The organism is Candidatus Campbellbacteria bacterium (assembly GCA_028817035.1).
GTDB lineage: Bacteria > Patescibacteriota > Minisyncoccia > Phycocordibacterales > JABAAK01 > JAPPQH01.
In genome coordinates this window covers 26,801-52,377 of sequence record JAPPQH010000010.1, presented here as the reverse complement: position 1 = coordinate 52,377, position 25,577 = coordinate 26,801, and the positions used below count along the sequence as shown (strand labels likewise).

26 protein-coding genes, 2 tRNA genes and 1 other RNA gene are annotated in these 25,577 nt (G+C 39.0%); 24 read left to right on the top strand and 5 right to left on the bottom strand.

Translation table 11 applies throughout. From position 1 onward, the window contains the following. Nucleotides 1-3: 3 nt before the first annotated feature. From OXU73_01690 to OXU73_01635, 12 genes are read left to right on the top strand one after another with little or no spacing between them, the layout of a single operon-like run. Nucleotides 4-510, top strand: a complete 507-nt coding sequence (locus OXU73_01690) for a nucleotide exchange factor GrpE (protein MDD9868021.1) — start codon at nt 4-6, stop codon at nt 508-510. 36 nt (nt 511-546) lie between these two features. Further along, nucleotides 547-2,433: a molecular chaperone DnaK gene (gene dnaK, locus OXU73_01685; protein MDD9868020.1), complete on the top strand. Its 1,887-nt coding sequence runs from the start codon at nt 547-549 to the stop codon at nt 2,431-2,433. 9 nt (nt 2,434-2,442) lie between these two features. After that, the gene (locus OXU73_01680) at nt 2,443-3,483 is read left to right on the top strand and encodes a J domain-containing protein (protein MDD9868019.1); all 1,041 of its coding nucleotides are present in this window, start codon (nt 2,443-2,445) and stop codon (nt 3,481-3,483) included. Nucleotides 3,484-3,490: 7 nt separating this feature from the next. Next, nucleotides 3,491-3,961, top strand: a complete 471-nt coding sequence (locus OXU73_01675; GenBank protein MDD9868018.1) for a hypothetical protein — start codon at nt 3,491-3,493, stop codon at nt 3,959-3,961. Between the two features lies 1 nt (nt 3,962). Continuing rightward, nucleotides 3,963-4,946: a tryptophan--tRNA ligase gene (trpS, locus tag OXU73_01670; GenBank protein ID MDD9868017.1), complete on the top strand. Its 984-nt coding sequence runs from the start codon at nt 3,963-3,965 to the stop codon at nt 4,944-4,946. A gap of 22 nt (nt 4,947-4,968) precedes the next feature. Next, a complete protein-coding gene (gene aspS / locus OXU73_01665; GenBank protein ID MDD9868016.1) occupies nt 4,969-6,288 on the top strand; it encodes an aspartate--tRNA(Asn) ligase in 1,320 nt (439 codons plus the stop codon). Next, a complete protein-coding gene (locus tag OXU73_01660; GenBank protein ID MDD9868015.1) occupies nt 6,285-7,016 on the top strand; it encodes a segregation/condensation protein A in 732 nt (243 codons plus the stop codon). Before aspS ends, OXU73_01660 begins: the two co-directional genes overlap by 4 nt. Further along, nucleotides 7,013-7,570 (top strand): SMC-Scp complex subunit ScpB, encoded by a 558-nt coding sequence (locus OXU73_01655; GenBank protein ID MDD9868014.1) that lies wholly within the window; start codon nt 7,013-7,015, stop codon nt 7,568-7,570. The genes OXU73_01660 and OXU73_01655 overlap by 4 nt, the downstream gene beginning before the upstream one ends. 3 nt (nt 7,571-7,573) lie before the next feature. After that, nucleotides 7,574-8,527 (top strand): hypothetical protein, encoded by a 954-nt coding sequence (locus OXU73_01650; GenBank protein MDD9868013.1) that lies wholly within the window; start codon nt 7,574-7,576, stop codon nt 8,525-8,527. A 50-nt stretch (nt 8,528-8,577) separates the two neighbouring features. Further along, the gene (locus OXU73_01645) at nt 8,578-9,030 is read left to right on the top strand and encodes a hypothetical protein (protein ID MDD9868012.1); all 453 of its coding nucleotides are present in this window, start codon (nt 8,578-8,580) and stop codon (nt 9,028-9,030) included. 1 nt (nt 9,031) lies between these two features. After that, complete coding sequence (locus tag OXU73_01640; GenBank protein MDD9868011.1) at nt 9,032-11,422, top strand: type IV secretion system DNA-binding domain-containing protein; 2,391 nt, start codon at nt 9,032-9,034, stop codon at nt 11,420-11,422. 11 nt (nt 11,423-11,433) lie between these two features. Beyond that, nucleotides 11,434-13,503 carry a hypothetical protein gene (locus OXU73_01635; GenBank protein MDD9868010.1) on the top strand — a complete coding sequence of 690 codons (2,070 nt, stop codon included), beginning with the start codon at nt 11,434-11,436 and terminating at the stop codon, nt 13,501-13,503. 26 nt (nt 13,504-13,529) lie between these two features. Here OXU73_01635 and OXU73_01630 read toward each other — a convergent pair whose 3' ends face one another. Continuing rightward, nucleotides 13,530-13,982: a GatB/YqeY domain-containing protein gene (locus OXU73_01630; GenBank protein ID MDD9868009.1), complete on the bottom strand. Its 453-nt coding sequence runs from the start codon at nt 13,980-13,982 to the stop codon at nt 13,530-13,532. Between the two features lie 27 nt (nt 13,983-14,009). On the opposite strand from OXU73_01630, the gene OXU73_01625 reads away from it, so the two are divergent. The 6 genes from OXU73_01625 to OXU73_01600 all read left to right on the top strand — a co-directional run bounded on the left by OXU73_01625 (nt 14,010) and on the right by OXU73_01600 (nt 20,065). Continuing rightward, nucleotides 14,010-14,714 carry a VTT domain-containing protein gene (locus OXU73_01625; GenBank protein MDD9868008.1) on the top strand — a complete coding sequence of 235 codons (705 nt, stop codon included), beginning with the start codon at nt 14,010-14,012 and terminating at the stop codon, nt 14,712-14,714. Then, on the top strand, nt 14,711-15,169 hold the full coding sequence (locus OXU73_01620; protein MDD9868007.1) for a DUF192 domain-containing protein: 459 nt from the start codon (nt 14,711-14,713) through the stop codon (nt 15,167-15,169). The genes OXU73_01625 and OXU73_01620 overlap by 4 nt, the downstream gene beginning before the upstream one ends. A gap of 10 nt (nt 15,170-15,179) precedes the next feature. After that, nucleotides 15,180-15,517, top strand: an RNA gene (gene rnpB / locus OXU73_01615) — RNase P RNA component class A. Nucleotides 15,518-15,581: 64 nt separating this feature from the next. Next, complete coding sequence (locus OXU73_01610) at nt 15,582-17,252, top strand: oligosaccharide flippase family protein (GenBank protein ID MDD9868006.1); 1,671 nt, start codon at nt 15,582-15,584, stop codon at nt 17,250-17,252. Beyond that, the gene (gene lepA / locus OXU73_01605; GenBank protein ID MDD9868005.1) at nt 17,249-19,048 is read left to right on the top strand and encodes a translation elongation factor 4; all 1,800 of its coding nucleotides are present in this window, start codon (nt 17,249-17,251) and stop codon (nt 19,046-19,048) included. Before OXU73_01610 ends, lepA begins: the two co-directional genes overlap by 4 nt. A gap of 63 nt (nt 19,049-19,111) precedes the next feature. Continuing rightward, complete coding sequence (locus OXU73_01600) at nt 19,112-20,065, top strand: MBL fold metallo-hydrolase (protein MDD9868004.1); 954 nt, start codon at nt 19,112-19,114, stop codon at nt 20,063-20,065. Between the two features lie 86 nt (nt 20,066-20,151). Here the strand turns inward: OXU73_01600 and OXU73_01595 are convergent, their stop codons facing one another. From OXU73_01595 to OXU73_01585, 3 genes are all read right to left on the bottom strand, one after another. Further along, a complete protein-coding gene (locus OXU73_01595; GenBank protein ID MDD9868003.1) occupies nt 20,152-20,580 on the bottom strand; it encodes a hypothetical protein in 429 nt (142 codons plus the stop codon). Nucleotides 20,581-20,715: 135 nt separating this feature from the next. Then, entirely contained in the window at nt 20,716-21,501 is a 786-nt protein-coding gene (locus tag OXU73_01590) for a hypothetical protein (protein MDD9868002.1), read from the bottom strand. Nucleotides 21,502-21,743: 242 nt separating this feature from the next. Next, nucleotides 21,744-22,517, bottom strand: a complete 774-nt coding sequence (locus tag OXU73_01585) for a hypothetical protein (GenBank protein MDD9868001.1) — start codon at nt 22,515-22,517, stop codon at nt 21,744-21,746. A 354-nt stretch (nt 22,518-22,871) separates the two neighbouring features. Here OXU73_01585 and OXU73_01580 point away from each other — a divergent pair, with 354 nt between their 5' ends. The 6 genes from OXU73_01580 (at nt 22,872) to OXU73_01555 (ending at nt 25,024) form a co-directional block, all read left to right on the top strand. Next, nucleotides 22,872-23,249: a hypothetical protein gene (locus tag OXU73_01580; protein MDD9868000.1), complete on the top strand. Its 378-nt coding sequence runs from the start codon at nt 22,872-22,874 to the stop codon at nt 23,247-23,249. 55 nt (nt 23,250-23,304) lie between these two features. Beyond that, nucleotides 23,305-23,541, top strand: a complete 237-nt coding sequence (locus tag OXU73_01575; GenBank protein ID MDD9867999.1) for a glutaredoxin family protein — start codon at nt 23,305-23,307, stop codon at nt 23,539-23,541. Between the two features lie 8 nt (nt 23,542-23,549). After that, nucleotides 23,550-23,623: transfer RNA gene (locus OXU73_01570), tRNA-Arg, on the top strand. Nucleotides 23,624-23,649: 26 nt separating this feature from the next. Continuing rightward, a complete protein-coding gene (locus OXU73_01565; GenBank protein MDD9867998.1) occupies nt 23,650-23,964 on the top strand; it encodes a hypothetical protein in 315 nt (104 codons plus the stop codon). A gap of 9 nt (nt 23,965-23,973) precedes the next feature. Next, a tRNA-Phe gene (locus OXU73_01560) sits at nt 23,974-24,046 on the top strand. 687 nt (nt 24,047-24,733) lie between these two features. Next, a complete protein-coding gene (locus OXU73_01555) occupies nt 24,734-25,024 on the top strand; it encodes a hypothetical protein (GenBank protein ID MDD9867997.1) in 291 nt (96 codons plus the stop codon). 66 nt (nt 25,025-25,090) lie between these two features. On the opposite strand, the gene OXU73_01550 is transcribed toward OXU73_01555, so the two are convergent. After that, nucleotides 25,091-25,573 (bottom strand): Hsp20/alpha crystallin family protein, encoded by a 483-nt coding sequence (locus tag OXU73_01550; GenBank protein MDD9867996.1) that lies wholly within the window; start codon nt 25,571-25,573, stop codon nt 25,091-25,093. Nucleotides 25,574-25,577: the final 4 nt, after the last annotated feature.

The window sequence follows — 25,577 nt, the reverse complement described above, 5'->3', positions numbered from 1 at the left end:
GGTATGAAGAAAAAGCCACAACAAAAAGTGGGCGATAACGAAGAAAAGGTATTGAAAGAACTTGAAAAATGCAAAAAGGAGCGAGAAGAATACTTAAAAGGATGGAAGCGTGCTCTTGCGGATTCGGCAAACGAGAGAAAGCAATTTGAAAAAATGGGTGAACAGTCAAGATTGAACGGGATAATATATTGTGCAAAGAACATTATCCAAGTGATAGATAGCATTGAAATCGCACTTTCTCACGATTCTTCGGACAAAACTTTACACAAAGGTATCGTAGGCATCCACAAGCAATTCATAGATTCATTAAAGTCGTGTGGTGTTTCACAATTTGATCCAACTGATGAGATGTTTGATCCTATGAACCATGAATCTGTAGGGTCTTGCCCCGTTGAGAAAAAGAAAGATGACGGTAGGATTGTTGAGGTTGTGCAGAAGGGGTATAAGATAGAAAAAACGATTCTCAGACCTGCAAAAGTTATGATAGGTTTTTGGGAAGAAAAAAAATAAAATAAATTATAAAAAACTTTTAATTAATATCAAATTATGGGAAAAATAATAGGCATAGACTTAGGAACAACAAATTCCGCAATGGCGTATATGACCCCTGATGGTGCAAGAATAATTGAAAACACAGAGGGTAATAGAACGACTCCTTCAACGGTCGCAATTTCAAAGAACGGACAGCGGCTTGTTGGTCTTTTGTCAAAAAGACAGGCGGTAACAAATCCGAAGAATACAGTATATGGAATAAAACGGTTCATAGGTCATAATTTTGATGACAAGGTAGTCCAGGAAGATAAAAAAACAGTCCCATACGAAGTGAAAAAAAGTGAAAATGGTGGTGTGCTCGTTGTTATGGACGGCAAGGAGTACAGACCAGAAGAGATATCAGCAATGATATTGCGAAAACTAAAAGAAGATGCGAGTCAGAAACTTGGCACTCCTGTCACAGAGGCGATAATAACTGTTCCTGCATATTTCAATGATTCACAGAGAAAAGCAACAAAAGATGCGGGTAAAATCGCAGGTCTTGAGGTTAAGAGAATAATAAATGAGCCAACTGCCGCAGCGCTTGCTTATGGTTTTGAGAAAAAGAAAAATGAAAAAATTGTTGTGTTTGATTTTGGTGGCGGAACATTTGATGTGTCTATATTGGAGGTTGGAGATGACACTGTTGAAGTAAAATCTACTAACGGTGATTCTCATATGGGAGGTCGTGATATAGACAGAAAATTAATTTATTTCATTGCTGATGAATTTAAAAAAGAACAGGGTATAGATATAGTTAAAGATCCGTTAGCACTCCAAAGATTGGATGAGGCAGCAGAAAAAGCAAAAATTGAGTTGTCGCAAGCAAGCCAAACAGACATAAACATACCTTTCATAACATCCGATGCGTCTGGTCCAAAACATCTTGTTATGCAGATTAACAGAGCACAGCTTGATAAACTCGCTGGGGAATATGTTGACCGTGCACTTGATATAACAAAAAAAGCAGTTGAAGATTCCGGTATAACGGTTAATGAAATAAACGAGGTTATACTTGTCGGTGGTCAGACCCGCATGCCATTGATACAGGAAAAAGTTAAAGAATTCTTCAATAAAGAGCCCAATCTAAGCATAAATCCAGATGAAGTTGTAGCACAAGGCGCTGCAATTCAAGCGGGCATACTTGCAGGTGATGTGAAAGACATATTATTGCTTGATGTCATACCGCTTTCTCTTGGAATTGAGACTATGGGGGGCGTCTCCACAAAACTCATTGATAGGAATACAACACTACCAACAAGTCATTCACAGGTTTTTTCTACAGCAACAGACAACCAGCCATCTGTTGATATACACATAGTTCAAGGTGAACGCGCCATGGCTTCTGATAACAAAAGTTTAGGCAGGTTTCTTTTAGACGGAATATCTCCAGCACCTCGCGGTGTTCCACAAATCAAGGTGTCATTTGATGTTGATGCCAATGGAATACTTGATGTAAAGGCGGTTGATGAAAAAACAAAGAAAGAGCAGTCCATAAGAATTGAGGCGACATCTGGTCTTTCTGATGAAGAGATAGAAAAAATGAAGACTGATGCTGAAACACATGGCGAAGAAGATCTTAAGAAAAAAGAAGAAGTAGAGGCAAACAACTTTGCAGATCAGGCGATTTATACAGCTGAAAAGTTTCTAAATGACAACAAAGAAACAATAAGTGATGATGATAAAAATAAGATAACAAAATCTATAGAAGACTTAAAATCAGCAAAAAAAGAAGTTGGAACTGAAAAATTGAAAGAAGCAACAAACTCACTTACAAGTATTATTCAAGAAGTTGCACAGCGTAATGTGAAAACAAACGCAGAGAATCAAGCAGACAAAAAAGAAACACGGGATGCCGATGCGACAGAAGGAGAAGAAGCAAAAGACGACAAAGACAAATAACCATTGTATATGTCAAAGAAAGATTATTACAAAATACTTGGCGTCTCAAAAAACGCGACAAAAGAAGAGATAAAAAAAGCATTTAGGAAACTCGCACACAAACATCATCCCGACAAAGGAGGGGATGAGGCATCTTTTAAAGATATAAGTGAAGCGTATAATGTTTTGTCTAATGATAAAAAACGCGCTGAGTATGACACATACGGAATGTCTTTCTCGTCTGGTTTTCAAGGCGGAGCAAATGATTTTGACTTTTCTTCTTTTAGAAACACGGCTGACTTTAGCAACATTTTTGAAACATTTTTTGGCGGATCAAGAAGAAAGAGTAGAGGCGCAGACATAGCGGTTGATATAGAGATAACACTTGCTGAGGCTGTGTATGGAGTGGAGAGAAAAATAGAATTAACACATAGAACAAAGTGTGGTGCGTGTGGTGGCTCTGGAGGAGAAGCAGGTTCAGAAGAAATAACTTGCACGAAGTGTGGGGGCAATGGTTCTATAAATGAAAGTCGTAGGACAATATTTGGATCTATAAGCGCAACAGTCACATGTGAGATATGTTTGGGTTCTGGTAAAATTCCAAAAGTAAAATGCAAAAAATGTCTTGGTGAAGGGGTCAGCCGTATGACAGAATCAATTAATATCGTGATACCATCGGGCATTGAAGACAGTAATGTCATCCGTATGAACGGCTTTGGTGAGGCTGTGAGCAAGGGCATATCGGGTGATTTATATGTAAAAATCCATATAATTCAAGACAAAAATTGGTTTCGTGAAGGACAGACACTTATATACAGGCTTCCCGTAAAGATAACAGATGCCCTTCTTGGCGGCTCTTACTCCATTCAGACACTCAACAAAAAACCGCTTAGTATAAAAGTCCCACCAGGAGCCACACATGGAGAGCGATTTAGGATACGCATAGGGGGCATACCGCTCAAAGAAGGTATATATAAGAATGTAATGATAGAAGTATCTTTGAGTATGCCACAAAAACTTTCTACAAAAGCAAAACGCTTAATAGAAGATTTGAAAGGGGAAGGGGTATAATACTTTTATGGGTGTAACAATTGGAAGTCTATTCATACCCTATGACCTTCTCTCTTTTATTTTGTTGGTTATAGTTGGTTCTGTGTTCGCAGTGATGCGTAAGGAGTTAACACTTGCACTCATAATATCTTTTTATCCTGCGCTCATATTATATCCGCTCACTCCTTTTGAAAACTTTTTGCCAGAATCTTGGGTTAATTATGAAGCACTTCTTTTGTTTTTGATATTTTATGTATTTTCGTTTATGGTTGTGCATCAAATAATTTCAGATTCTCTGGGTGAAGTAAATGTAGCATTTTGGGAAGCAGTATTGTTAGGGATAAGTTTTGGAATACTGGTTGCCCTTGTTGTTTACAACACAATCGGTCTGAATAATGTTTTTGAAACTTCTGATATAATAGACACTATATTCGGCAAGCCATACAATTTTTACCAACAACTCATCCCCCTTGTATTAGTTTATCTCGCAACTCGTTAATATGACAAACAAAACAAAAACATTAGTAACAGGAATTCAACCGACAGGTAGGTTACACATAGGAAATTATTTTGGCGCATTTCATCAGTTTGTAGAATTACAAAACACATATGAGTCATATTTTTTTATCGCAGATTTACACGCCATAACCTCAAATGAAATACAAAAAGATTCAAAAAAATTTAATGACTTCATTAATGATATAGTCTTGGACTCTCTCGCACTTGGTGTTAATCCAGATGAAACTTATATATATAAGCAATCAGAAATACCAGAAATATCAGAGATAATGTGGATTCTCTCCAATTTCATAACGGTTCCGACTTTATCCTTGGGTCATGCCTACAAAGCGGCAAAGTCCAGTAAGAAGGAGCTTATGTTTGGTTTGTTTGCATATCCATTGCTTATGGCATCAGACATATTGTCTGTATCTGCTGATGTTGTGCCTGTTGGTAAAGATCAAAAACAACATTTAGAACTTACAAGGGAAATAGCAAGAAAGTTTAACAGCAATTATAAATGTGAACTTTTGAAAATACCAAAAGGGCATTTTTGTGATATGGAAGAAGTTGTCGGAACGGATGGAAGAAAGATGAGCAAATCATACAAAAACACAATACCTTTATTTGTCGGTAAAGATGATATAAAAAAAGCTGTAATGGGTATAGTAACTGACTCTAAAAAAGAAGGGGAGCCACTTGATCCGTCAAATTGCACTGTCTTTAATTATCACACCATATTCAGCAAAGATGCACTTTCAGACATTGAGGACAGATATAAAAGTGGAAAAATAAATTACAAAGAATCCAAAGAAATACTCGTTGATAGTATAATCTCTTATTTTGCTCCTTTTGAAAAAAAGCGTAAAGAATATGAGGACAATCCACAACTTGTGTCAGAAATTCTTGAGAAAGGAACTTCACAGGCAAGGAGCAAAATAACAGAAATTCTCAAACAAATCAAAAAAACTGTTGGAATCCTCTGATAAAGATTTATAATAAATGATGATGGAAAGAACTGTTATAAAAGACATAAAGAAAAATATAGGCAATACAATCCGTTGTTTAGGATGGGTTCAAAAAGTTCGCGACCACAGTAAAGTGGTTTTTGTAGTATTGCGTGATAGAAGTGGCACTGTTCAGTGTGTGGCAAAAAATGAAAATCTTTGCGGTGTTGCGAAATCATTAAACCCAGAAAGTATAGTTGAAATAACTGGGACTGCAACTGAAAGACCGTCAAAAGAGAAGCGCGATGAGGAAGATGTGGAGATATCTATTGAGTCCATAAATGTTATATCTCAAGCAGAAGAATTGCCATTTGATTTGAATACAAACCTAAATATAGACACACTTCTTGATAACAGACCCATAACTCTGAGATCCAAAAACCAAATGGCAATTTTTATGATTCAGGAGTGTGTTGTTAACGCTTTCAGAGAATATTTTAATAAAAATGATTTTGTTGAATTTCAATCGCCAAAATTAGTCGGTGATGATGCAGAGGGTGGTGCAGGCGTATTCAAAACACAATACTTCGGTTATGAAGCGTGTCTTGCAACAAGTCCGCAACTCTACAAACAGATAATGGTCGGTGTGTTTGAAAGAGTCTTTACCATAGGAAATGTCTATAGGGCAGAGAAGCACAGCACAACCCGCCATCTTAATGAATACACAAGTTTAGACTTTGAACTTGGTTTCATTGATGATCATAAAGATGTAATGAAACACGCGGAAGGTTTTATAAGACAAGCAGTGTCCAACATTGAAAATGTTTGTAATGAATATGTTGAGAAATTTGATGTTCCAAAAGTATTGCTTCCTAAAGAGACCTTTCCTTTGGTAACGCTGAAAGAGGCGCAGGAGATAGTTGAGAAGGAGTCCGATGAAAAATGTGTTGGTGCATCGGACCTTGATCCATCACATGAAAGAATACTCTGTGAGTTTTCCAAAAAAGAATATAAGTCAGATGTTATATTTGTTACACATTATCCAATCAGTAAAAGACCTATGTATACATACGAAGATGAAAACGCAAAAGGGCTTACAAAAAGTTTTGATCTATTGTTTCGTGGAAAAGAAATTGCAACTGGCGGTCAACGAATACACTCATACGAACAACTAAAAGAAAACATAAAGAAACGCAATCTAAATATTGAAAACTTTTCTTTTTACTTACAAGCGTTTAAATATGGAATGCCTCCACATGGGGGCGCCGGTCTTGGACTTGAAAGGATAACAGCAGCACTGCTTGGCATACAAAATGTAAAGGAAGCAAGCTTATTTCCAAGAGATATGGGTCGTATAGATAAACCATTAAAGGATATATGACAATAAATACTGATTACAGCGTGAATACAACAGCATTTAAAGGTCCATTGCCAATGCTGTACGATATGGTGGTAGAGAAAAAACTCTCTATAGATAGGGTTTCATTGTCAGAAGTTGCATCTACATACCTTGAAAAAATAAAGACAATACAGCCGTTTCCAGCAAATGAGGTAGCAGAAACATCAGTAATAATAGCAACATTGATGCTGATAAAAGCCCGTTCACTTCTTCCTCTCTTTGAACTTACTCAGGAAGAGGAGGAGAATGTCAGTGAGTTGGAAAGGCGTCTTAAAATATATTCTCATATAAAAAAGATTGCAAAACAGATCTCTGCTGATTATGACTCAAATTTTCTTTATCCATTAGAAAGAAAAAAAATGAGAGATGCAACTGTTGTGTTTTTTCCCGACAGTTTTGTGAGCAGTAATCAAATGTTAAGTGCAGTTTATGGCATGTCCAACAAAGAGTATACCGTTAAAGAAGAACTGCCAAAGAAAGTTGTTCGTGCAACAGTAACACTTGAAGAAGTGATGAAAGAAATAACAGAGCGCATTACAACCACACTCAAACAGACGACATTTTCAGATTTTGTTTCAGAGATAGGAAAGAATCGTTACGACACAGTAGTTTCTTTTCTCGCACTTCTTGAACTGGTCAAACAGGATATGCTGTTGGTCTCGCAGGATGATTTATTTGTTGAAATAAGTATGGTTCCAAAATCTTTATGAATAATATAACAAAACAACTTGAAGCACTTTTATTTTATACTGGTGAGCCAATGGCACGCGATGAGGTTTCAAAAATTCTTGGCATAAAAAAAGAAGAATTAGAAGAAGCAATAAGTGAAATAAAGGCAATATATGAAGACAGGGGCATTTCTGTTGTGGATAGTGGTAGTAAAATCGCCTTGGTAACTGGTAAAAATAACGCTGATATAATAGAAAAATATAGGAAAGAACAACTAAAAGGTGAAATTGGTAACGCAGGTGCCGAAACTCTTGCTATCATTTCCTATATGGGTCCGGTATCGCGTGCGACCATTGATTACATAAGAGGGGTTAACTCGCAGTTCATAGTTAGAAAACTTCTTATAAGAGGTCTTATCGAAAGGGCAGAATCAGGAGAAGACAAAAGGACTCCAAAATATACATTGAGCATAAACTCTCTCTCACATCTTGGTGTAAAAAGCAAAGAAGAACTTCCTGAATACGAAAGTGTGAAAACAAAATTGCAAGAATTACTTAATCAAAGACAAGAGAGCTTGAACAAATCAGAAGAATAATTTATGAGAAAAAATATATTTATACTCGCAGTTGGGTTATTGATAGTGGTGTTTGTCGCTTCTCTATTTTTTGTTGTCTTTGAAAGAAACACAACAGAAGGTGTGTTAGCTGAATCTGAAGAGGAAGAAAGAATACCATCCCTTGAAGTGCCAAACATAGAAGGTCTTGGTGCTGTTGTTTATGATATTGATAAAGATATGGTTCTTTATGGAAAAAATGAGAGAGTGCCTCTGCCTCTTGCTTCCATAACAAAATTGATGACGGTGATAACCGCTTATGACTACCTTTCCAGTGATTCAATAATAGTTATTAAAAAATCAGATACAGATGTGGAAGGTGAAAGCAATCTCCGCGTGGGAGAAAAATGGACCCTTGAAGACCTTTCTGCTTACTCTCTCGTTGTCTCATCAAATGACGGTGTCTCCGCGATTGCAAGAAGCGCTGAGGAGGCATCTTTTCAGAACAGCGGAGAGTATAAATCTTTTGTTGAACTGATGAACAAAAAGGCGAACGACCTTGGCTTTGTTCAGACCGTGTTTTTGAACCCTACAGGGCTTGATATGACCCCTGCGATAGCCGGAGGTTATGGTTCTGCCTACGAAGTCGCCATTTTAATGAAAATCTTTATAAAAGAATTCCCATCTCTTTCGGAGGCGACATCACAGAAAGAAATAGTTAAATCTCCCATAGGCGGTTTGCCCAAAAAGGCGAGGAACACAAACATAAGCACCGATGACATACCCTTCCTATTTTCCTCCAAGACTGGATTTACAGATCAGGCAGGCGGCAATCTCGTGCTTTCCTTTGCCCCTGGTGTGTCAAACCCTTTCATAGTCACCGTGCTTGGCTCAACAAAGGAGAAGAGGTTTATTGATGTAAAAACGCTTGTAAATAGAACCATTAGGCATATAAATACAAAGGAAGAGGCGGCCGATGAAACAGAACAATCAACTTAATTTTATAGTTTTTTATTAAAATATTACCTGTATTTGTTATAATTAAGGCAATGGCAAAAAGCGATAAAGCATCCCTTGAAAAACAGGACATACTAAACTCGGTGATAGGGCGATTAGAGGAGCGACTCGGTGGTGAAGAGAAGGATATAGAGCTTGACTTGGAATCCATAGGAGAAGAAAAAATTGAAAAAACTCTGGAATCTGAGAAAATAAAAATTGAGAATCCGTGGAAAAATAAACAGATAGGCAAATCTTTACCTATTGTGAATAACAATGTAACCAACCAAAACTCAAAACACTACACACAAGATATAGATGGCGAGACCGCGAAACAACTTGAAAAGATTTTTGACCTATTAAACAATGAAAAAATAAGCGCAAAATTTATAAAAGAACTGAACAAACAAAGCCCTTTTGTTATTGATGCGTTTCATGATGTCGTTGCAGATTTTCTTTATGATGACTTTGTCAAAAAGGGGATAATAAAAGAAAAAAACAAGTAATATGTTGAATCTTCTTTCAAATCCAATACTAATTCTGATAATAGCGGGGGCGTCTGCCATTATTCTTGGTCTGATAATTCTTTTTTTATTTTTTATCCGCAAAATCAATAAAAAAAAGATGATTGCCCAATCTCTTCAGATGACACTTCTTTCTGTATCTATATATAGGGATGAAAAACAAAAAGAAACAAAAAATCCAATAGAAGAGGTTGCAAGATCCGAACAGTTATTCAACGCACTTGCTGCGGTGAACAGCGTGTTTGCTTTTGAAATGGCGCTTCCTTATGGAAAACCATCTTTACAATTTTTTATAAGAGTTGCAAGAGATAAAGAAGATGTTACAGAAGAACAAATAAAGGGAATATTTCCAGAAGCAAAAGTGGTAAAGACAAATGACTACACTATTTTTAGTGAAAAATCGCACGCAGTTGGAGGGTATGTAGAAACAAAAAAGCATTTCTCAATTCCAATACGAACATATAAACTAACTGAAAAAGACACCTTTCTTCCGATACTAAACACTTTTACAGGCGCTTCGCAAAAAAACATAGGTCTTATGATGCAAGTAATTGTCCGCCAAAGTTCAAAAAGCAACAGCAGTACAGTCCATCGTATATTGGGCAGATTAACAAAGGGCTCTTCCTTGAAAAAAGCAATCAAGGCAGAAAATGCTTTTCATTCTCTCGTTTCCTCTTTTTCTGGTGCTAAAGATAAGAAAAAAGGGGAGGTACCACAGCAACCAGAAGTCAATCAGGATGAGGTAGAAATATTGAAAGCAAAGGTGGAAAAGCCGATACTGGATGTTGTTGTTAGGGTGTGTGCATCTGCAACAACAGAAGACGCCGCAGAGAGCCTTTTTGATGTTCTTTCAAGCGGCTTCGGTCAATTTTTAGGAACAAATTATAATGAGTTTGTGGTAAAGAAGGCAAAAGATATATCTAAGTTTGCTTCTGACTTGTCCTTCTCTCTTTTTGATGAAAGCAAAAGGATGCGTCTGAACCTTGCCGAGTTGGTAAGTATCTTTCACTTGCCCACATTTACAGATAGACACAGGCTTGTTGAGTGGGAAGAGAACAAAACAGTTGCACCACCACACGATCTTCCAACCGAAGGACTTTTGCTTGGAGAATATGTAGGCAAAGATGGAACAAAAGAAATCCGACTGTCACATGAAGACAGAAGAAGACATATTTATTCCATCGGACAGACAGGAACAGGTAAAACAAGTCTCATAAAAAGTATGGTGGTTCAAGATATATATGAAGGAAGAGGTGTGTGCGTTCTTGATCCCGCAGGTGACATGATAGACGATCTTTCCAGTCTAATACCAGAGCACAGAAGCGAAGACACAATTTTGTTTAATCCCGACAATTTGGAAAGACCATTTGCTCTCAATATGCTCGAATACGACCACTCAAGACCAGAGGAAAAAACTTTTATAGTAAACGAAATATTAAATATATTCAAATCACTCTTTTCGGAAGAAACAATGGGTCCAATGTTTGAACAATACATGAGAAACGCGCTGTTGCTACTTATGGAATCAGAAGAGGGAAGACCCTCAACACTCATAGAACTTCCGCGTATTTTTGTTGATGAAGAATTCCGTAGGAGAAAAATATCTCTTGCCAAGACGGGCATCGTCATTGACTTTTGGGAGAAAGAGGCATCAGTGGTTACAGGTGAGGCATCACTCTCCAACATAACGCCATATATAACCTCAAAATTCAATGTTTTTATAGCAAATGACTACATCCGTCCGATTATGGGACAGCCGTATTCCTCAATAGATTTTAGAAAAATAATTGATGAAGGTAATGTTCTTCTGGTAAAATTATCAAAAGGTCGTATAGGGGAAATAAATCAACACCTACTCGGAATGATGATAACAAACAAACTCACACTTGCTGCATTTGCTCGCGAAGATATCCCAGAAGAATCAAGAAAAGATTTTTATCTATATATTGACGAGTTTCAGAATTTCACCACCGACACCATATCAACAATACTTTCAGAGGCGAGAAAGTATAGATTGAATCTGATGATAGCCCACCAGTATGTCCAACAACTGTCCGACAAGATAAAAGGTGCTGTCTTTGGAAATGTCGGAACAATAGTGAGTTTTAGGATAGGAAATGAGGACGCCGAGATTCTTGAAAAACAACTGGAGCCATCCTTCTCTGCTTATGATCTCATATCAATGAAAAATCTGAATGCCGCAGTTCGCATTCTCTCTGGCGGTCATCCCAAGAAACCGTTTTCTATGAATGTTAAGTTTGTAGATAGAGGGGATAGGGAGATAGCCGATTTCATTGTTATGAAATCACTTGAAAGATATGGAAGTCCATCAGAAGAGGTTGAAGATAATATAAGAAAAATTACACAAATGTAGTATATATAATTATGGATGAGAGATTTTATAAAAGTAGAGAAGGTGAAGATATAAGAGTCCAGTGGAAGGTGTTTAGGCGATTTATTGAATCAGCAGATCAGATTGATTTTAAAATACTGGAAAAATTAAATGAAATAGTTCAACTTGCCGATACTATTGAAGATAAAGAAACTCGTCGGAAAATTGAAGGTCTATGTGTGGATGCGAAAAAGTTGGCTAATGAAAATATGGCGAGGGTTAAATTGATGAGAAAGTCAGAGGTATTGGATAAATTAGAAGCATTATTTAAAGGAATGTCACCAAGAGTAATAAAAATAATAATAGCAAGCGCAAAGAAAGATAAAGCGAGACAGGAAGCAATAAAGGCAGCGAAACAGAAAGCAACAGTAGATGAGCTTGAAAAGACAATTCCACAAGCACCGCCAACAGGACTAGGCAAAGATTTTTTGATACTTCCCGGTGAAGAGGAAGATGGGACCCCACAAGCACCAACAACCAGTGAAGGGGAAGATAAGACCCCACAAGCACCACCACAAGCACCGCCAACAGGATTAGGCGAAGGTTCTTTGAGAATCCCATCAAACAGACTTGGAGATACAAATCCACAAGCACAACCAACCGGTGAAGGGAAAGATAAGACCCCACAAGCACCACCACAAGTGTCACCGACTGGTGAAGGGGAAGAAACAGATGTGGGTGAAGGCTCAGTTTCTCCATTTGACGTTGGCGAGGCATACCCAAGCCAAGAAGATTTGAACAAGATAAATGAATCAAAAATGAAATTTTATGATCTTATAAATTCTGAGGTTGCGAAAAATGTTTCGGATAAAATGGCATTTTTTGGTGTGGAGAAGATTAATATGGCAGAACCACTTCCAGCATTGGAAGATATGATAAAGCAAATGTCAGAGAAAAAAATTAATGAAATCGTGATAGATTCACTGTCACCGCTATCATTTTCCGTTCTAGAAGAAATGTCCGAAAAACAAGTGGAAGAATTAAAAGCCACAACACTAAGTAAATTGTATGATTGTCAGGCAAGTCTGTTAAAAGAAAAAGATTCAGAGTATAAAAATTATAGGTTAGAAAAAATAGAGATTATGATGTTAGACATAGGCGCTATGACAACTAGCGATAAACTTGATGATTTATATGCAAGTCTATTAAAAGAAAATAATAAAACCGAAAAATATGAAGCATCTTCACCAAACCTATCAAAAGTGATTAATGATTATATATCAAATGGACTCCCTATTTCTAAACAAATAAAAGAAAATCTTGGTGGGGCGATAAATAGATATAATGAAAAACTGGAGAGACAGCCAGAAGGTATTTTGTCTGGAAAATCAATTGATGGGATGTCTGTGTTATCCAAAAGATTAGAAAAAATATATGCAAAGGCAGAGGAAAAAATAAATTCAATTCCATACCAACACGACAAGGAAGACTTATTGGAATTAGGTGCAAAAATCAAAGAGATAAAAAAGCTGGAGGGTATGATGGAAAACGATGAAATAAACTATGAAGAAACAGTAGAACAACTTGCAGACCTCAACGATAGTAAAGAAATTATAATGGAAAAGATGAAGCTAAAAGAAGATGCGCACTTCTCCAAGCAAAGACTGGCTCATAGAAGCAGAGTACTCTTTGACTACATCTCAAAGTTGTATGAAAGCGACATAAAGACAGACGAAGAAGCCAAAGAGTTCAACAAGACCTATATAAACAATATCAAAAAGGAGAAGAGGCACAATAGAGACTTATATAAAAAAATTGATGCAAATGCAGATATGATTTTCTACAATACAGAAGGTATGTTGGGAATTACAGAGATAGTTGAGAGTCTTTCGCAAGAAACTTTATTTCTACTTGACCAAATAGATAACCAATCTTATTTATCCAAAGGGGAAGAATTATATAAGCAGACAAGCATAATGCTTTCTAAATCTATTATGCTCCACGACTTTTTGAGACATATTGAAAAAGTAAAGGGTATTAAGTTGAGTGGAAAAATTGAGCAAGTGGAAAAAATTATAGGTGACGCAATGATCCATGAGAGGCAGTATAGCACAAACGCCTAAAACAAAAAGGCAGAACAACTAAATGATTAGTTGTCCCCCATCTTACTAAGTGCTTGCGACACTCTTTTTCCATCTACTTTTCCTGCAAGTCTTTCAAGAACAGTTTTTATCACACGACCCTTATCAGCAGGGGATGAAAGACCAATCTCTTCCACACACTCTTTCAAAACTTTTTCCAATTCTTCATCCGTTGCCTGCTCGGGTAATAACTCGCTCAATATTTCTGCTTCTTTTCGTTCAAGTTCTGCTTTTTCTTGCGCATTTGCCTCCTCATATTTCTCCTGCGCTTCATTCCTTTGTTTTAGAAGCCGTCTTATGATTTTTTCTAACGCTTCATTCGGCAAAGTATCAGTGGGCTTTTTCCCGCTCGCCACCAACTCATTTGTGATTGAGGTCCTTATATCCCTCAATACGCTTAGCCTCAGGGAGTCCCTTTCTTTCATTGCTTTTGCTATCATTTCTGTGATATCAGGTATCATATTGTTATATAGTATATATTTATTTTAATGAAAAATGCAAGTAAAAAAATAATAACAGCCATTGTGGTATTAGTGATAATTGCCCTTTTCTTCTTTATCTCCAGAGTGGATTTTATGAGCATACAAGATATGATTGTATCATTTATTGAAAGCGTTGGCGACAATATGGTGGAATCAGCACTCTTTTATGTCATCATTTATGTGTCTTTGACCATGGTGGGATTTTCAGCGTTAGCCCTCACAATTCTCGCAGGAGTTTTGTTTGGTGTCTGGTGGGGAGTAGTGATAGCGATAATCTCAGCAACCATAAGCGCTTCAATAGCCTTTTTTATAGGCAAGTTGTTTAGTGAAAAAGTATATGAATGGAAAAAAAATAACAAAGGCAAATTATCACACATATTTAACAAAATATCAGTCCACACTGGTAGACACGGATTTATCAGCGTAGCAATACTCCGTTTACTTTTCTTGCCTTACATACCTCTGTCATTGGTACTGGGGACAATAAAAGAGTTAAAATTCATTCCTTATGTTTCAGCAACATTTATAACAAATATAATTTCAACCACACTTCTCGTCTATTCTGGAACAGGGATATCTATGATATTTACAAATGGCACCACAGCCAGCAATTTCCTCATAATCATCATACCGCTTGTTATAATAGCAGTTATGGTTTCACTTTTACCTCGCTTGGTTGAAAGAGAAAATAATAAAAAACGATCCCAATGAAAAAAACCATAATTATAATAATAATTGCTTTATTATTTATACTCGGCTTTTTCCTCTACCCCAATGGAAATAGGGAAGACGGAACCATACCAATATCATTTGGCAACCTCACAATTCACACAGAAATTGCAGACACTAAAGATAAAAGAACTCTTGGCTTGGGAGGAAGAGATTCACTCGCACAAAATAGGGGAATGCTGTTTGTTTTTGAGGAAGAAGGTCTTTGGGGGTTTTGGATGAAAGACACCAGATTTCCAATTGATATAATTTGGATAAATTCAGATTACAATATCGTCCATATTGAAACAGATGTAAAGCCAGAAACCTATCCGACAGTCTTCAGACCAGATGAGCCAGCGCTTTATGTCATTGAAGTAAACGCAGGCGTTTTTGAAAGATCTGGGCTTCAAAAGGGCGGCACAATAGGGGGTATTTCACTTTTGGAGAATAAGTGATATAATGTAAATGCTTGGTTGAACGATTGCGTACATACATAGGTGATGTATGAGGAAAATCCGGACACCCCCGAAGAAATTCGGAGCAGGATGGCGGGTAACGCCCGTCCGCTGCAAAGCGAGGGATGCGAGCAGAGACGCCACAAATCGAGAGATATGTGGCACCTCATTTGAGGTGAGCTTGTATGGTGACATACGAGGTGAAACGGCAAAAATCCCATCTGGGTGCAAGACCGTGTCGTCTTAATTGGCGGAGTGTCGCATGAGGTTTGCGGTAACGCAGATCCCAGATAAATAATCGTTGTCTCGCAAGAGATACAGAATCCGGTTTATAGATCAAGCGCCAAAAAGCACACTGATAAAAAGGTGTGTTTTTTGGTATACTCATTGAAAGCATATAATAAATAAAAAAATGGTAAGAAAATTTCTTGTTTCGGTAGTTCATAAAAAAATATCTGAATTGCATCTCGCATCCTATGCACTGACAGGCATGTTTTTGCTGTCTTTAATAATGGCGTTCGCAAGAGATCGTCTTCTTGCTAATATATTCGGTGCAGGTGAAATTCTTGACATATACTTCGCAGCGTTTCGCATACCCGACATAATTTTTGCGCTACTTGTTTCTTTTATGTCCGTCTACGCACTACTTCCTTTTTTTGAAAGAAAACTCGCAGAATCACAAGAAAAATTCAAAGAGTTTATAGACAACACATTCTCATTTTTTCTTACAATGTTGATAATAATATCTGCAGCGGCATATATTCTTATGCCCGCAATAGCAGATATAGTTTTTAAAGGACTTGATGCTGATGTCCGTGAAAATGTGATAGCACTTTCTCGCCTGCTTTTACTTCAGCCAATTTTTCTTGGTGCTTCCAGTTTTTTCTCAAGCATTGCACAGTTGAAACATCGTTTTATAATATTTGGTTTAAGCCCAGTCCTTTATAATTTAGGAATAATTTTAGGCATAATCTTCCTAAACCCTATATTTGGAATAACGGGTGTTGTCTACGGCGTTGTTCTTGGCGCAATTTTCCATATGGCACTTGTCATACCCTTTCTATTGTCTGAAAAATCACTTCCACGCTACAGACCGAAAATTAAGTTTGATTCCGAGATAATAAGGGTAATAAAGACATCATTCCCGCGTGCAGCGGTCCTATCCGCAAACAACATAACCCTTTTTGTTCTCATAGGTATCGCATCTTTGCTTAGCGCAGGATCAATCAGTGTCTTTTCTTTTGCTTATAACTTAGGACAAGTCCCATTAACACTCATAGGTGTAAGTTACTCTGTTGTTTCTTTTCCAATACTCTCAAAACTCTTCATAGAAGGAAAAATAGATACATTTATTCAAAGACTTCAAACTGCTCTCAGACATATTATCTTTTGGGCATTCCCAGCAGTTGCCTTTTTTGTTGTCCTTCGCGCACACATAGTTAGGATAATTTTGGGATCTGGTGAGTTTGATTGGTATGACACCCGTTTGACCGCAGCAGCACTTGCGATATTCTCCATCTTTATAATCACACAAAGCATATCGCTCTTGTTGATAAGGGCTTGTTATGCCTCAAACAAAACAATGATCCCAGTGGTATCAAGTTTTCTATCAACAATAGTCTCTGTATCAATAGGTCTTTTATTCTTAAAAATTTACGAGGCGAACAACGAAATAAGTCAAAGCATAGCAGCAGCATTCAGAATCCTTGATGTCCCAGGTTCTGAAATCATAATTCTACCAGCCGCCTTTGTGATTGGATCCGTGATACAGATGTCAATACTTTTAATATATATAAACGCAGTATATAAACTGATATCAAGAGATGTGTGGCTTGCGTTCTGGAAAAGCGCAATAGCGGGCGGTGTGTTTGGCTTGTCGGCTTATGTGGTATTGCGCCTTTTAGACGGTGTCTTTGATATAAACACATTCATAGGCGTGTTTATGAACGGCTTCATAGCGGCGATAGTCGGGATTGTGGCTTGGTTTATAATCCTATTTATCTCAAGAAGCAGGGAATTGCTGGAATTTTTGGACACAGCGAGACCTGTCTTGTTGTGGGCACAGAGTAAAATAAAAAGATGAGTAATATAAAAAACATAAGAAATTTTTCTGTCATAGCGCACATAGACCACGGCAAATCCACGCTCTGCGACAGGATGCTTGAAATAACAAAAACAATAAGCGCAAGGGAAATGAAAGATCAAGTATTGGATCAGATGGATATAGAAAGAGAAAGAGGAATCACCATAAAAATGCAACCAGCAAAAATGCATTATGAAAAAGACGGCACAACATACACGCTGAACCTGATAGACACACCAGGACACATAGATTTTTCATATGAAGTATCTCGCGCACTCGCAGCAGTTGAAGGCGTCTTACTTTTGGTTGACTCCACGCAGGGAGTAGAAGCACAGACCTTATCAACACTTGATAGAGCAAAAGAATCCAATTTAATTATCATCCCAGTTCTCACAAAGGCAGATTCAAAAAACGCACAAATAGAAGAATCAAAAAAAGAAATAATGGAACTCATAAAATGCAACGAAGAAGACATATTTGTTGTGTCTGGAAAAACAGGAGAAGGCGTTCAGAAATTAATTGATGGAATAATAGACAAAATACCATCACCAGAAACAGAAAATAAAGATTCCTTCACATCATTGGTCTTTGATTTCTCATACTCAAGCCATTTAGGAGTGATTCTTTATGTTCGCGTTATGAGTGGATTTGTAAAAACAGGAGACAAATTAAAACTAAAAATAGCAGGCAAAGTTTTTGCAGCACAGGAAGTAGGTGTATTTATCCCAAACAGAACAAAAATGAAAAGTATCGGAGAAGGCAACATAGGCTACATAGTAACCGGCATAAAAGAAACAGGAATAGCAAAAGTGGGGGACACCGCAGCGGAAGAATATGACAAAAGCAACCCCCTCTCTGGGTATCACGACCCACAACCAATGATATGGACCTCAATATACCCTGAAAATCAAAACGATTTCAGCCTTATGAAAAAAGCACTTGGAACAATGCACCTGTCAGACGCATCCCTTGTATTTGAGGAAGAACACTCACAATCCTTCGGCAGAGGTTTCAGATGTGGTTTTTTGGGAATGTTACACCTTGAAGTTGTGGTTGAAAGAATAAAAAGAGAAAACAATCTTCAGTTTATACTTCTTCCGCCAACTGTCCGTTATGTTATATACGAAAAAAATGGCAAATCATACGAAGTTCATTCTCCAGAGAATTTTGTTGATACCAATCTCATAGAAAAAATAATAGAGCCATGGGTCTCAATAACAATCATCACCCCCTCTGATTATGTCGGAGAAGTAATGAAACTTTTCTTTGAGTATGAGGTTGAACACGAAAGCACAGAATCCTTTGGTGAAGACAGAATGAGAATAACATCTAAAATGCCACTGAGAGAACTGATGCGAAACTTTTTTGATAAATTAAAAAGCATAACATCTGGTTATGCGTCTTTCTCTTACGCCACAGACGAACCCCGTGAAGCATCAGTAACCCGTCTTGATGTTCTGGTTGCTGGATCTGTTGCACCCGAGTTTACAAAAATAGTCGCCAACAGAAGACTACAGGAAGAAGCAAAAACACTTGCTGAGCTCATATCAAAATCTCTCCCAAAACGAATGTTTGTGGTAAAAATACAAGCACAGGCAAACGGCAGGATAATCGCCTCAAGGACCATATCAGCACTTCGCAAAGATGTTACAGCAAAACTATATGGCGGTGATATAACAAGAAAAATGAAACTCCGCGAGAAACAGAAAAAGGGGAAAAAGAAAATGAAAGAAGTAGGGCGGGTCCAGATACCGCATGATGTCCTGCTAAAAGTGATAAGAGGCAAGGACTCTTAACAAAATTTGATTGCTGTGATAGGATTTATTACATAATAAAAAGTAAGAATTTTTAACATTATCATGAATACAAAAACAATAATCATATTACTTATAGTCGTGCTTGTCATAATAGCAATATTTTTCAGCACAAGTGAAACAGATGATTCCTATTATTCTGAAGACAGAAAGGAAATGGATGACGGACACGATCACTCAGAACCAATGATCCCTTCAGAGCCAACCTCAAAGAAACTTACTGATGGGGTTTATAGTTGGTTTGGATTTTTCACAAACAGTCTTATTGTAATCTCTGGCGATGATGTCTTAATCACAGATCCATCTAACGACCCACGCGCAGAAGCCCTTAAAAGTTATGTAGCAACACTAACGGACAAACCAGTATCTCACATAGCTCTTACACACGAACACTATGACCATGCAGGAGGAACAAGCATCTTTCCTGATGCGCGAGTGTATTGTCATGTAAATTGTCAGCCAATCTTTGACCTTAACACACTCGGTGATGTCCCAGAAGTAGATGAAACCTTCACAACACAAAGAACGATAAACATAGGTGACAAAAAAGTTGACTTATATCACTTTGGACCAGGAGACGGTGACGCGACTACTGTTATAGCTCTCCGTGACGAAGGAATTGTTCTTACAGCAGATATGTATGAATACAAGGAAATCACACATAAAAACTGGGTTGATGATAAGAACTTCACAGGAACAAGAAAAATCTTAAACACCATAAAAGAATGGGACATAACACACGCGATAAGCACACACACAGAATCCACAGACCCACAGTTGCTCATAGAAGGAGCAGAATATTACAACGACCTATATGATGTTGTGTATGCAGAAATTGTTAAAGTTCAAAAAGAACAAGGGCCATTTGCAGTTTATGGATTGTTTGATGTCCTTCCACAAAAAATTAAATTAGACAAATACAGCAGTTGGAAGAACTACGACTCCTCATTCCCAGACCATGTTCTTAGGATGATGCTCTCAATCTTCCACGGAGATTAAGATCTAGACAGATACTCAAAAGAAACCAAAATAAAAACGACCTTCCGCAGTTTTTATAACCGCGGAAGGTCGTTCGTTGGGTGGGATCAAGCAGATGGACTTGAGGGTACCTCTAACAGTGGTCTATTTTTATCATACCACTTGCGAGATTGCTCAAGTGCATTCCACAAACCACGAGGCTTTCTGTTTGTATCTCCATCCACTTTCACACCAGATGGACCGAATCTCTCAGCACCTTTGGCACAGTTTGCGACGATGTGACCTTTATACCCTTCAATGATAAGAGCACGAACAACATTAACGCCATTAAGACGCCGACCTTGCCCCAGGTCATAATTGACCAATATCACATTTGGTCTGAGATTCTTCACCCTTTCGCAAGTCCGTTCAATAGAATTAAACGGTTCGGCAGGCAGTAGTTCAAAGGCATCTTTGCGATTCCCACAGCCAGAAAGTTTCCAGAGCCTTTTGGCCCTGTGGATCCGATGGTCCACGATGTAGACGCTAACAATCATATCTTTCCTCCTTTTTGAAAAGTTCAGCTAAATTAAGGATAATATATTAAATCTCTTATGTCAACCCCAAGATTAAAATAAAAACGACCGCTCGCAAGCCATAGCTTTTGAGCGGTCGTGTGGTCGTCGGAGGCGTTAGGCAGTCTCGCCAGCGGCAAGGAGGTCCTTGAGGACGAGTCCCCAGTCCTTACCCCGGGCGTTGCCAGACCCTCTGCAGGTCTCGCAATCGTAGTCGCTGTCAATTTGCCCAGTACCTTCGCAGGCATGGCATACCCCTTCCACTTCCACCATCTCTGGGCTGTTGTAGAAACCTACCGTCGCTCCGTTGATTTTGAAGCGAGGTTTCTCTCCTTGACTATGGGTTACATAGTCAAGCATAGCAGAAACAGGGTGGTCATGGTGATTGGTATCAGTCACAACCGCCGCATACTTCACACTATGAAAGGGGTTGTCCACTGCCATGAGGACAAGACCGAAACCAGCCGGCATTTCCTCTCGGGCAAACTTCTCCTTCCTCCACCTCAAGCTTTCTCTACCATCCATGGTGTTCACTATATTTGCCGCTGGCTTCATGAACAGATCGCAGAGGACGACATCAAAGGCAAAGGGTGGAAAGTGCTTGTTAACAATCTCCTCCCTTGCCTTGTCACATGCCCTAAGATACTCACTCGGACTCCCATATGAATCGGGGTTAAGCTCGAGACACTCCATCTCTTCCTTCACCTTTTTGCTATAAAGCCTGGGAAAATCTTCCCGATTCAAGGTCACAAGCGCCTCCTGATGCGTCTCGATGATTGTGAGATCGTGGTCCGCGAGGGTGAGTCGGGCGCTCTTTTGGTGGCGTTCGCTGTCATCAATGACGAGAACGCGAAGGGGGGTGGTGCCCTCTTTACCCAGGGCAGGGTTGGTTTGCTTTTGCATACCGTTCTCCTTTTGTTGGTTTGTGGGACCACTCACGGTTGCGAGTGGCATTTTGGGCACCTAAGGGCACCCTTTCAAAACATAAATTCTTTGTCTGCCTTTTACCTCCTTTTTTGTGAAAGAGCAGTACTATTTTTAATTGTAGCACAAGACCCCCAATCTTGTCAAGCCCAAGATTAAAATAAAAACGACCGCTCGCAAGCAAAAGCTCTTGAGCGGCCGTGTGGTCGTCGTCGGAGGTGTCAGGCAGTCTCGCCAGCGGCAAGGAGTTTCTTGAGGATACACCCCCAGTCCTTACCCCGAGCGCTGCCAGACCCTCTGCAGGTCGGGCACTTGTATTCGCTGTCATGCCGTTGTCCAGTGCCGTCGCAGGCATGGCATACCCCTTCCACTTCCACCATCTTTGGGCTGTTGTAGAAACCTACAGCAGCACCATATCTGTCGCCAGTTGTTACACCGCGATGGCGATGGAAGCCGGTAATTGTGAATTGAACCTTAAAACTTAGGGGGTCAAGCATTGCGGATGCAGGGTGGTCGTGATGACCGGTGTCAGTCACAACCGCCACATACTTCGCACCATGCTTAGCTGCCTGGAAAGCGAGGCTGAAGCCGAAGGGCATTTCCTCCCCGGCATACTCCTCATTCTTCTGCTCCCTCAAAACCGACATATGCACCACTGGCATAAGCAGGTCGCAGAGGACTGCGTCAAAGGTCGGGAAGAGCTTCTTGGCGATTTCTTTCTGGACCTTGCGGAACTCTTCCCAGTCCTTGTATGACTTAACGTCAGTGCTAAAACCGAGACGCTCCATCTCTTCCTCCACCTTCGGGCCACCTGCCTTATAGATGGCAGGAAGCAGGATCTTCTCTGCCTCCTCGTAAGTCCCAACGATCGTGAGATCGTGGTCCGCGAGGGTGAGTCGCGCACTCTTTTGGTGGCGTTCGCTGTCATCAATGACGAGAACGCGAAGGGGGGTGGTGCCCTCTTTACCCAGGGCAGGGTTGGTTTGCTTTTGCATACCGTTCTCCTTTTGTTGGTTTGTGGGACCACTCACGGTTGCGAGTGGCATTTTGGGCACCTAAGGGCACCCTTTCAAAACATAAATTCTTTGTCTGCCTTTTACCTCCTTTTTTGTGAAAGAGCAGTACTATTTTTGAGTATATCAAACAACCCCAATCTTGTCAACCCCCCTATAAATACTGCAAATATTAATAGAAGAACGGCAGGAATAAAGAAGCTATCATTATTATCGCGAGCAATATCGCTATTATTGTCGCTATTATTTTTCTCATTTTTTCCATAGTATTCTTAATACATTTATTATTTCCTAATTATATCACATTAATCAGCATTTTTGTTATATCATATTAGTATGACATTAAGGCGAAGATTTTATAAACGCAGTTTCTTTAAATCCAGCATCTTCCACTATGGTGTTTTGCTGTTGTTTATCCTCATACTCCTTCCTTCACTTATAGATTCCGCAAAAAAGACCATATATGCGTGGAGAATAGACAGGGTACATACCAACAAACTCATAGAAACAAGCCAGCATAACGCATCAATTATGGCGGAAATAGAAAACCTAAAAAACCCATTCAGCCGTGAGCAGAAAATCCGCGATTACTTGAATATATCAGGTGAGGGCGAAAAGCTCATTCTCATATATGAGAAAGAGAGGAAAAATGGCGATAATAAACCAAAAACCTTTCCTAAAGACAGCACATATTCCTTTGATGTCTCTTTCTAAAAGTGGTATACTTTCTATATTATTACAATTAAATTAAGATTTATCAGTAATAAATATGGATAAAAAAGTAGAAGTTTACAGCAGCCCAACCTGTCCTTTCTGTGTTCAGGTGAAAGATTTTTTGGAAGAAAATAAAATAGATTTCAAAGAAATCAACATTCTTGAAGACGAAGAAAAGAGGGCAGAATTAACAGAACGCAGCGGTCAAGCACACATACCGGTTACATTTGTTGGTGAAGAAATGATTATAGGTTTTGATGAAGATGCGTTGAAGAAAGCGTTGGGATTATAACAATCAAGCTCCCTGTAGTTTAAGGGAAAAACAGATCCCTCCTAAGGATCAGATTCAGGTTCGATTCCTGGCAGGGAGACCAGGGAGTTCGGAATAAACAAGATTAAAATGAACAACGAAGAAATAGAAAAACTATTGAAACAAAACATAAAGTTATCTCGTGAGAACTATAGATTGTTGCGTGCTCTCAGGAGATCCACTGCGATAGGGAGCATAATTCGTTTTTTGTTTATTATAATCGTGATTGCTTTTGGTTACTACGGAACTATAAATTTTGTTGTCCCAGCAATAGATGTGTTCAGGGCATTTGAACAGAAAGTTGAAAGTGTTGAAGAAAAAATAGAAGATGAAACAGAAAGATATAAAGCCGTTGTTGAAGTGATTGACAATCTTGTCGTTCCACCTGAAAATAAAGAGAACTAACCAAAATCCGCCGAGATAGCTCAGTTGGTAGAGCACTTGTCTGAAGAACAAGGGGTCGTGGGTTCGAGACCCACTCTCGGCACTCGCTCGTTTCACTCGCTTCTATTTATTAACGCGAACAGCTCCGCTGTTCGCTTGACGCAACTCGCAGGCTCGTTGCGGTCAGACTTATTCTCTCCCAATCTATCACTTTTGCTATATCGCAAATTTGGGCAGGAAGTTCTTAACGAGCGATAGCGAGTTTAGAAACTTGACGCCGAGACCCACTCTCGGCACACCTTATTTATTATCGCTCGTGGCTTCGCCACTCGCTTGATTTTGCTCGCAAGCTCGCAAAGGTCAAGTTTCACGCCCTCCAACCCATTACTTCACTATTTGAACGCTTGACGCAACTCGCAGGCTCGTTGCGGTCAGACTTACACATTCCAATCTATTCCATTTGCTTGGCTCTTTTCATTTGACACCAACATTTATATACCCTATACTTAATAATAGAAGGCAACTCGTTGCCGAATAATCTTTTCAAAACAGGAGGGTAAATGGTATGAATGAAAAACATACCTCAGAAGACTCAGGTTTTGACGATTTTGACAAGTCCTTGATTACCGTCATCGCTTTGATAACAACCGTTTATATCGCTGATGCTGCGGTCTGCATTTTCTCGTCCTGCAGTTGAACCAAAGAGCCAAGCATTCCGCTTGGATCTTTTCATTTTTGGAACTACTTGACAAATTAAAGAGTTTGTAGTAACATTATAGAAGATGGCAGTTTGTCCATCACTGAACTTTTCATTCTTCAAAAGGAGGAAAAAGGTATGAAAACTGTAGAGCACATCCCAGAAGGGATGGATTCTAGTGTGGCTGTAGAGCCCATAGAGTACGACCGTTCAGTTAGCATGGAGACATTTCTTTTGTGGTTGATAAGACCCCAGAAGGACACGGAGTTGCTTCGCACATATAGAGCACTGTCTTCCGACGATAGGCAGGAGATGCGAAAGAGGGACCCTCAGGTCGCAGCCTACTGCGAACAACTCTTGCAGGAGAATCCCATAAGCGGATAGCCGCACGCAAGGGCGGGCATCGCTGAAAAAACCACAAGTGGTTTTGGAGGCGATGCCTTTTTATTTTTATCTCTTAGAAACCCTAACCTTTGTCTTTTTATCTTTATCTATTTTTGGAAGCACAATGGTAAGCATCCCATTCTTTGTATCTGCAGTAACATCTTCTACCTCTATTTCCTGTGGCAGAACAATAGTCCTTGATAAAGTTCCCCAATATAATTCTTGATAAAAATAATCACATTCTTGTTCTTCATGCTTTCTTGCATTTTTCGCGGTAATTATAATAACCTCTCTTGATACTGAAAGATCTATATTGTCGGGGTTAATCCCTGCAAGATTTGCTCTGATTATTATGTCGTCTGGCGTGTTTATCAAATCAACCGGCAAGTGTCGCTCCTCATCTTCATTTTGAGGTAAAGCCCTGCTTGTTTCACCCCCTTCTACTTCTTCTTCATCACTTAGTTCCTCTTCCAGTTCGTCTTCGTTTGTCCCAGTCAACAACTCAAAAAAACTGAACCCTTTTTTCTTTTTGCTTTTTTTATTTTTCATATTT

Coding starts and splice junctions, on each gene's coding strand:
- OXU73_01690 (MDD9868021.1), top strand. CDS start 4: ATGAAGAAAAAGCCACAACAAAAAGTGGGCGATAACGAAGAAAAGGTA.
- dnaK (MDD9868020.1), top strand. CDS start 547: ATGGGAAAAATAATAGGCATAGACTTAGGAACAACAAATTCCGCAATG.
- OXU73_01680 (MDD9868019.1), top strand. CDS start 2,443: ATGTCAAAGAAAGATTATTACAAAATACTTGGCGTCTCAAAAAACGCG.
- OXU73_01675 (MDD9868018.1), top strand. CDS start 3,491: ATGGGTGTAACAATTGGAAGTCTATTCATACCCTATGACCTTCTCTCT.
- trpS (MDD9868017.1), top strand. CDS start 3,963: ATGACAAACAAAACAAAAACATTAGTAACAGGAATTCAACCGACAGGT.
- aspS (MDD9868016.1), top strand. CDS start 4,969: ATGGAAAGAACTGTTATAAAAGACATAAAGAAAAATATAGGCAATACA.
- OXU73_01660 (MDD9868015.1), top strand. CDS start 6,285: ATGACAATAAATACTGATTACAGCGTGAATACAACAGCATTTAAAGGT.
- OXU73_01655 (MDD9868014.1), top strand. CDS start 7,013: ATGAATAATATAACAAAACAACTTGAAGCACTTTTATTTTATACTGGT.
- OXU73_01650 (MDD9868013.1), top strand. CDS start 7,574: ATGAGAAAAAATATATTTATACTCGCAGTTGGGTTATTGATAGTGGTG.
- OXU73_01645 (MDD9868012.1), top strand. CDS start 8,578: ATGGCAAAAAGCGATAAAGCATCCCTTGAAAAACAGGACATACTAAAC.
- OXU73_01640 (MDD9868011.1), top strand. CDS start 9,032: ATGTTGAATCTTCTTTCAAATCCAATACTAATTCTGATAATAGCGGGG.
- OXU73_01635 (MDD9868010.1), top strand. CDS start 11,434: ATGGATGAGAGATTTTATAAAAGTAGAGAAGGTGAAGATATAAGAGTC.
- OXU73_01630 (MDD9868009.1), bottom strand. CDS start 13,982: ATGATACCTGATATCACAGAAATGATAGCAAAAGCAATGAAAGAAAGG.
- OXU73_01625 (MDD9868008.1), top strand. CDS start 14,010: ATGAAAAATGCAAGTAAAAAAATAATAACAGCCATTGTGGTATTAGTG.
- OXU73_01620 (MDD9868007.1), top strand. CDS start 14,711: ATGAAAAAAACCATAATTATAATAATAATTGCTTTATTATTTATACTC.
- OXU73_01610 (MDD9868006.1), top strand. CDS start 15,582: ATGGTAAGAAAATTTCTTGTTTCGGTAGTTCATAAAAAAATATCTGAA.
- lepA (MDD9868005.1), top strand. CDS start 17,249: ATGAGTAATATAAAAAACATAAGAAATTTTTCTGTCATAGCGCACATA.
- OXU73_01600 (MDD9868004.1), top strand. CDS start 19,112: ATGAATACAAAAACAATAATCATATTACTTATAGTCGTGCTTGTCATA.
- OXU73_01595 (MDD9868003.1), bottom strand. CDS start 20,580: ATGATTGTTAGCGTCTACATCGTGGACCATCGGATCCACAGGGCCAAA.
- OXU73_01590 (MDD9868002.1), bottom strand. CDS start 21,501: ATGCAAAAGCAAACCAACCCTGCCCTGGGTAAAGAGGGCACCACCCCC.
- OXU73_01585 (MDD9868001.1), bottom strand. CDS start 22,517: ATGCAAAAGCAAACCAACCCTGCCCTGGGTAAAGAGGGCACCACCCCC.
- OXU73_01580 (MDD9868000.1), top strand. CDS start 22,872: ATGACATTAAGGCGAAGATTTTATAAACGCAGTTTCTTTAAATCCAGC.
- OXU73_01575 (MDD9867999.1), top strand. CDS start 23,305: ATGGATAAAAAAGTAGAAGTTTACAGCAGCCCAACCTGTCCTTTCTGT.
- OXU73_01565 (MDD9867998.1), top strand. CDS start 23,650: ATGAACAACGAAGAAATAGAAAAACTATTGAAACAAAACATAAAGTTA.
- OXU73_01550 (MDD9867996.1), bottom strand. CDS start 25,573: ATGAAAAATAAAAAAAGCAAAAAGAAAAAAGGGTTCAGTTTTTTTGAG.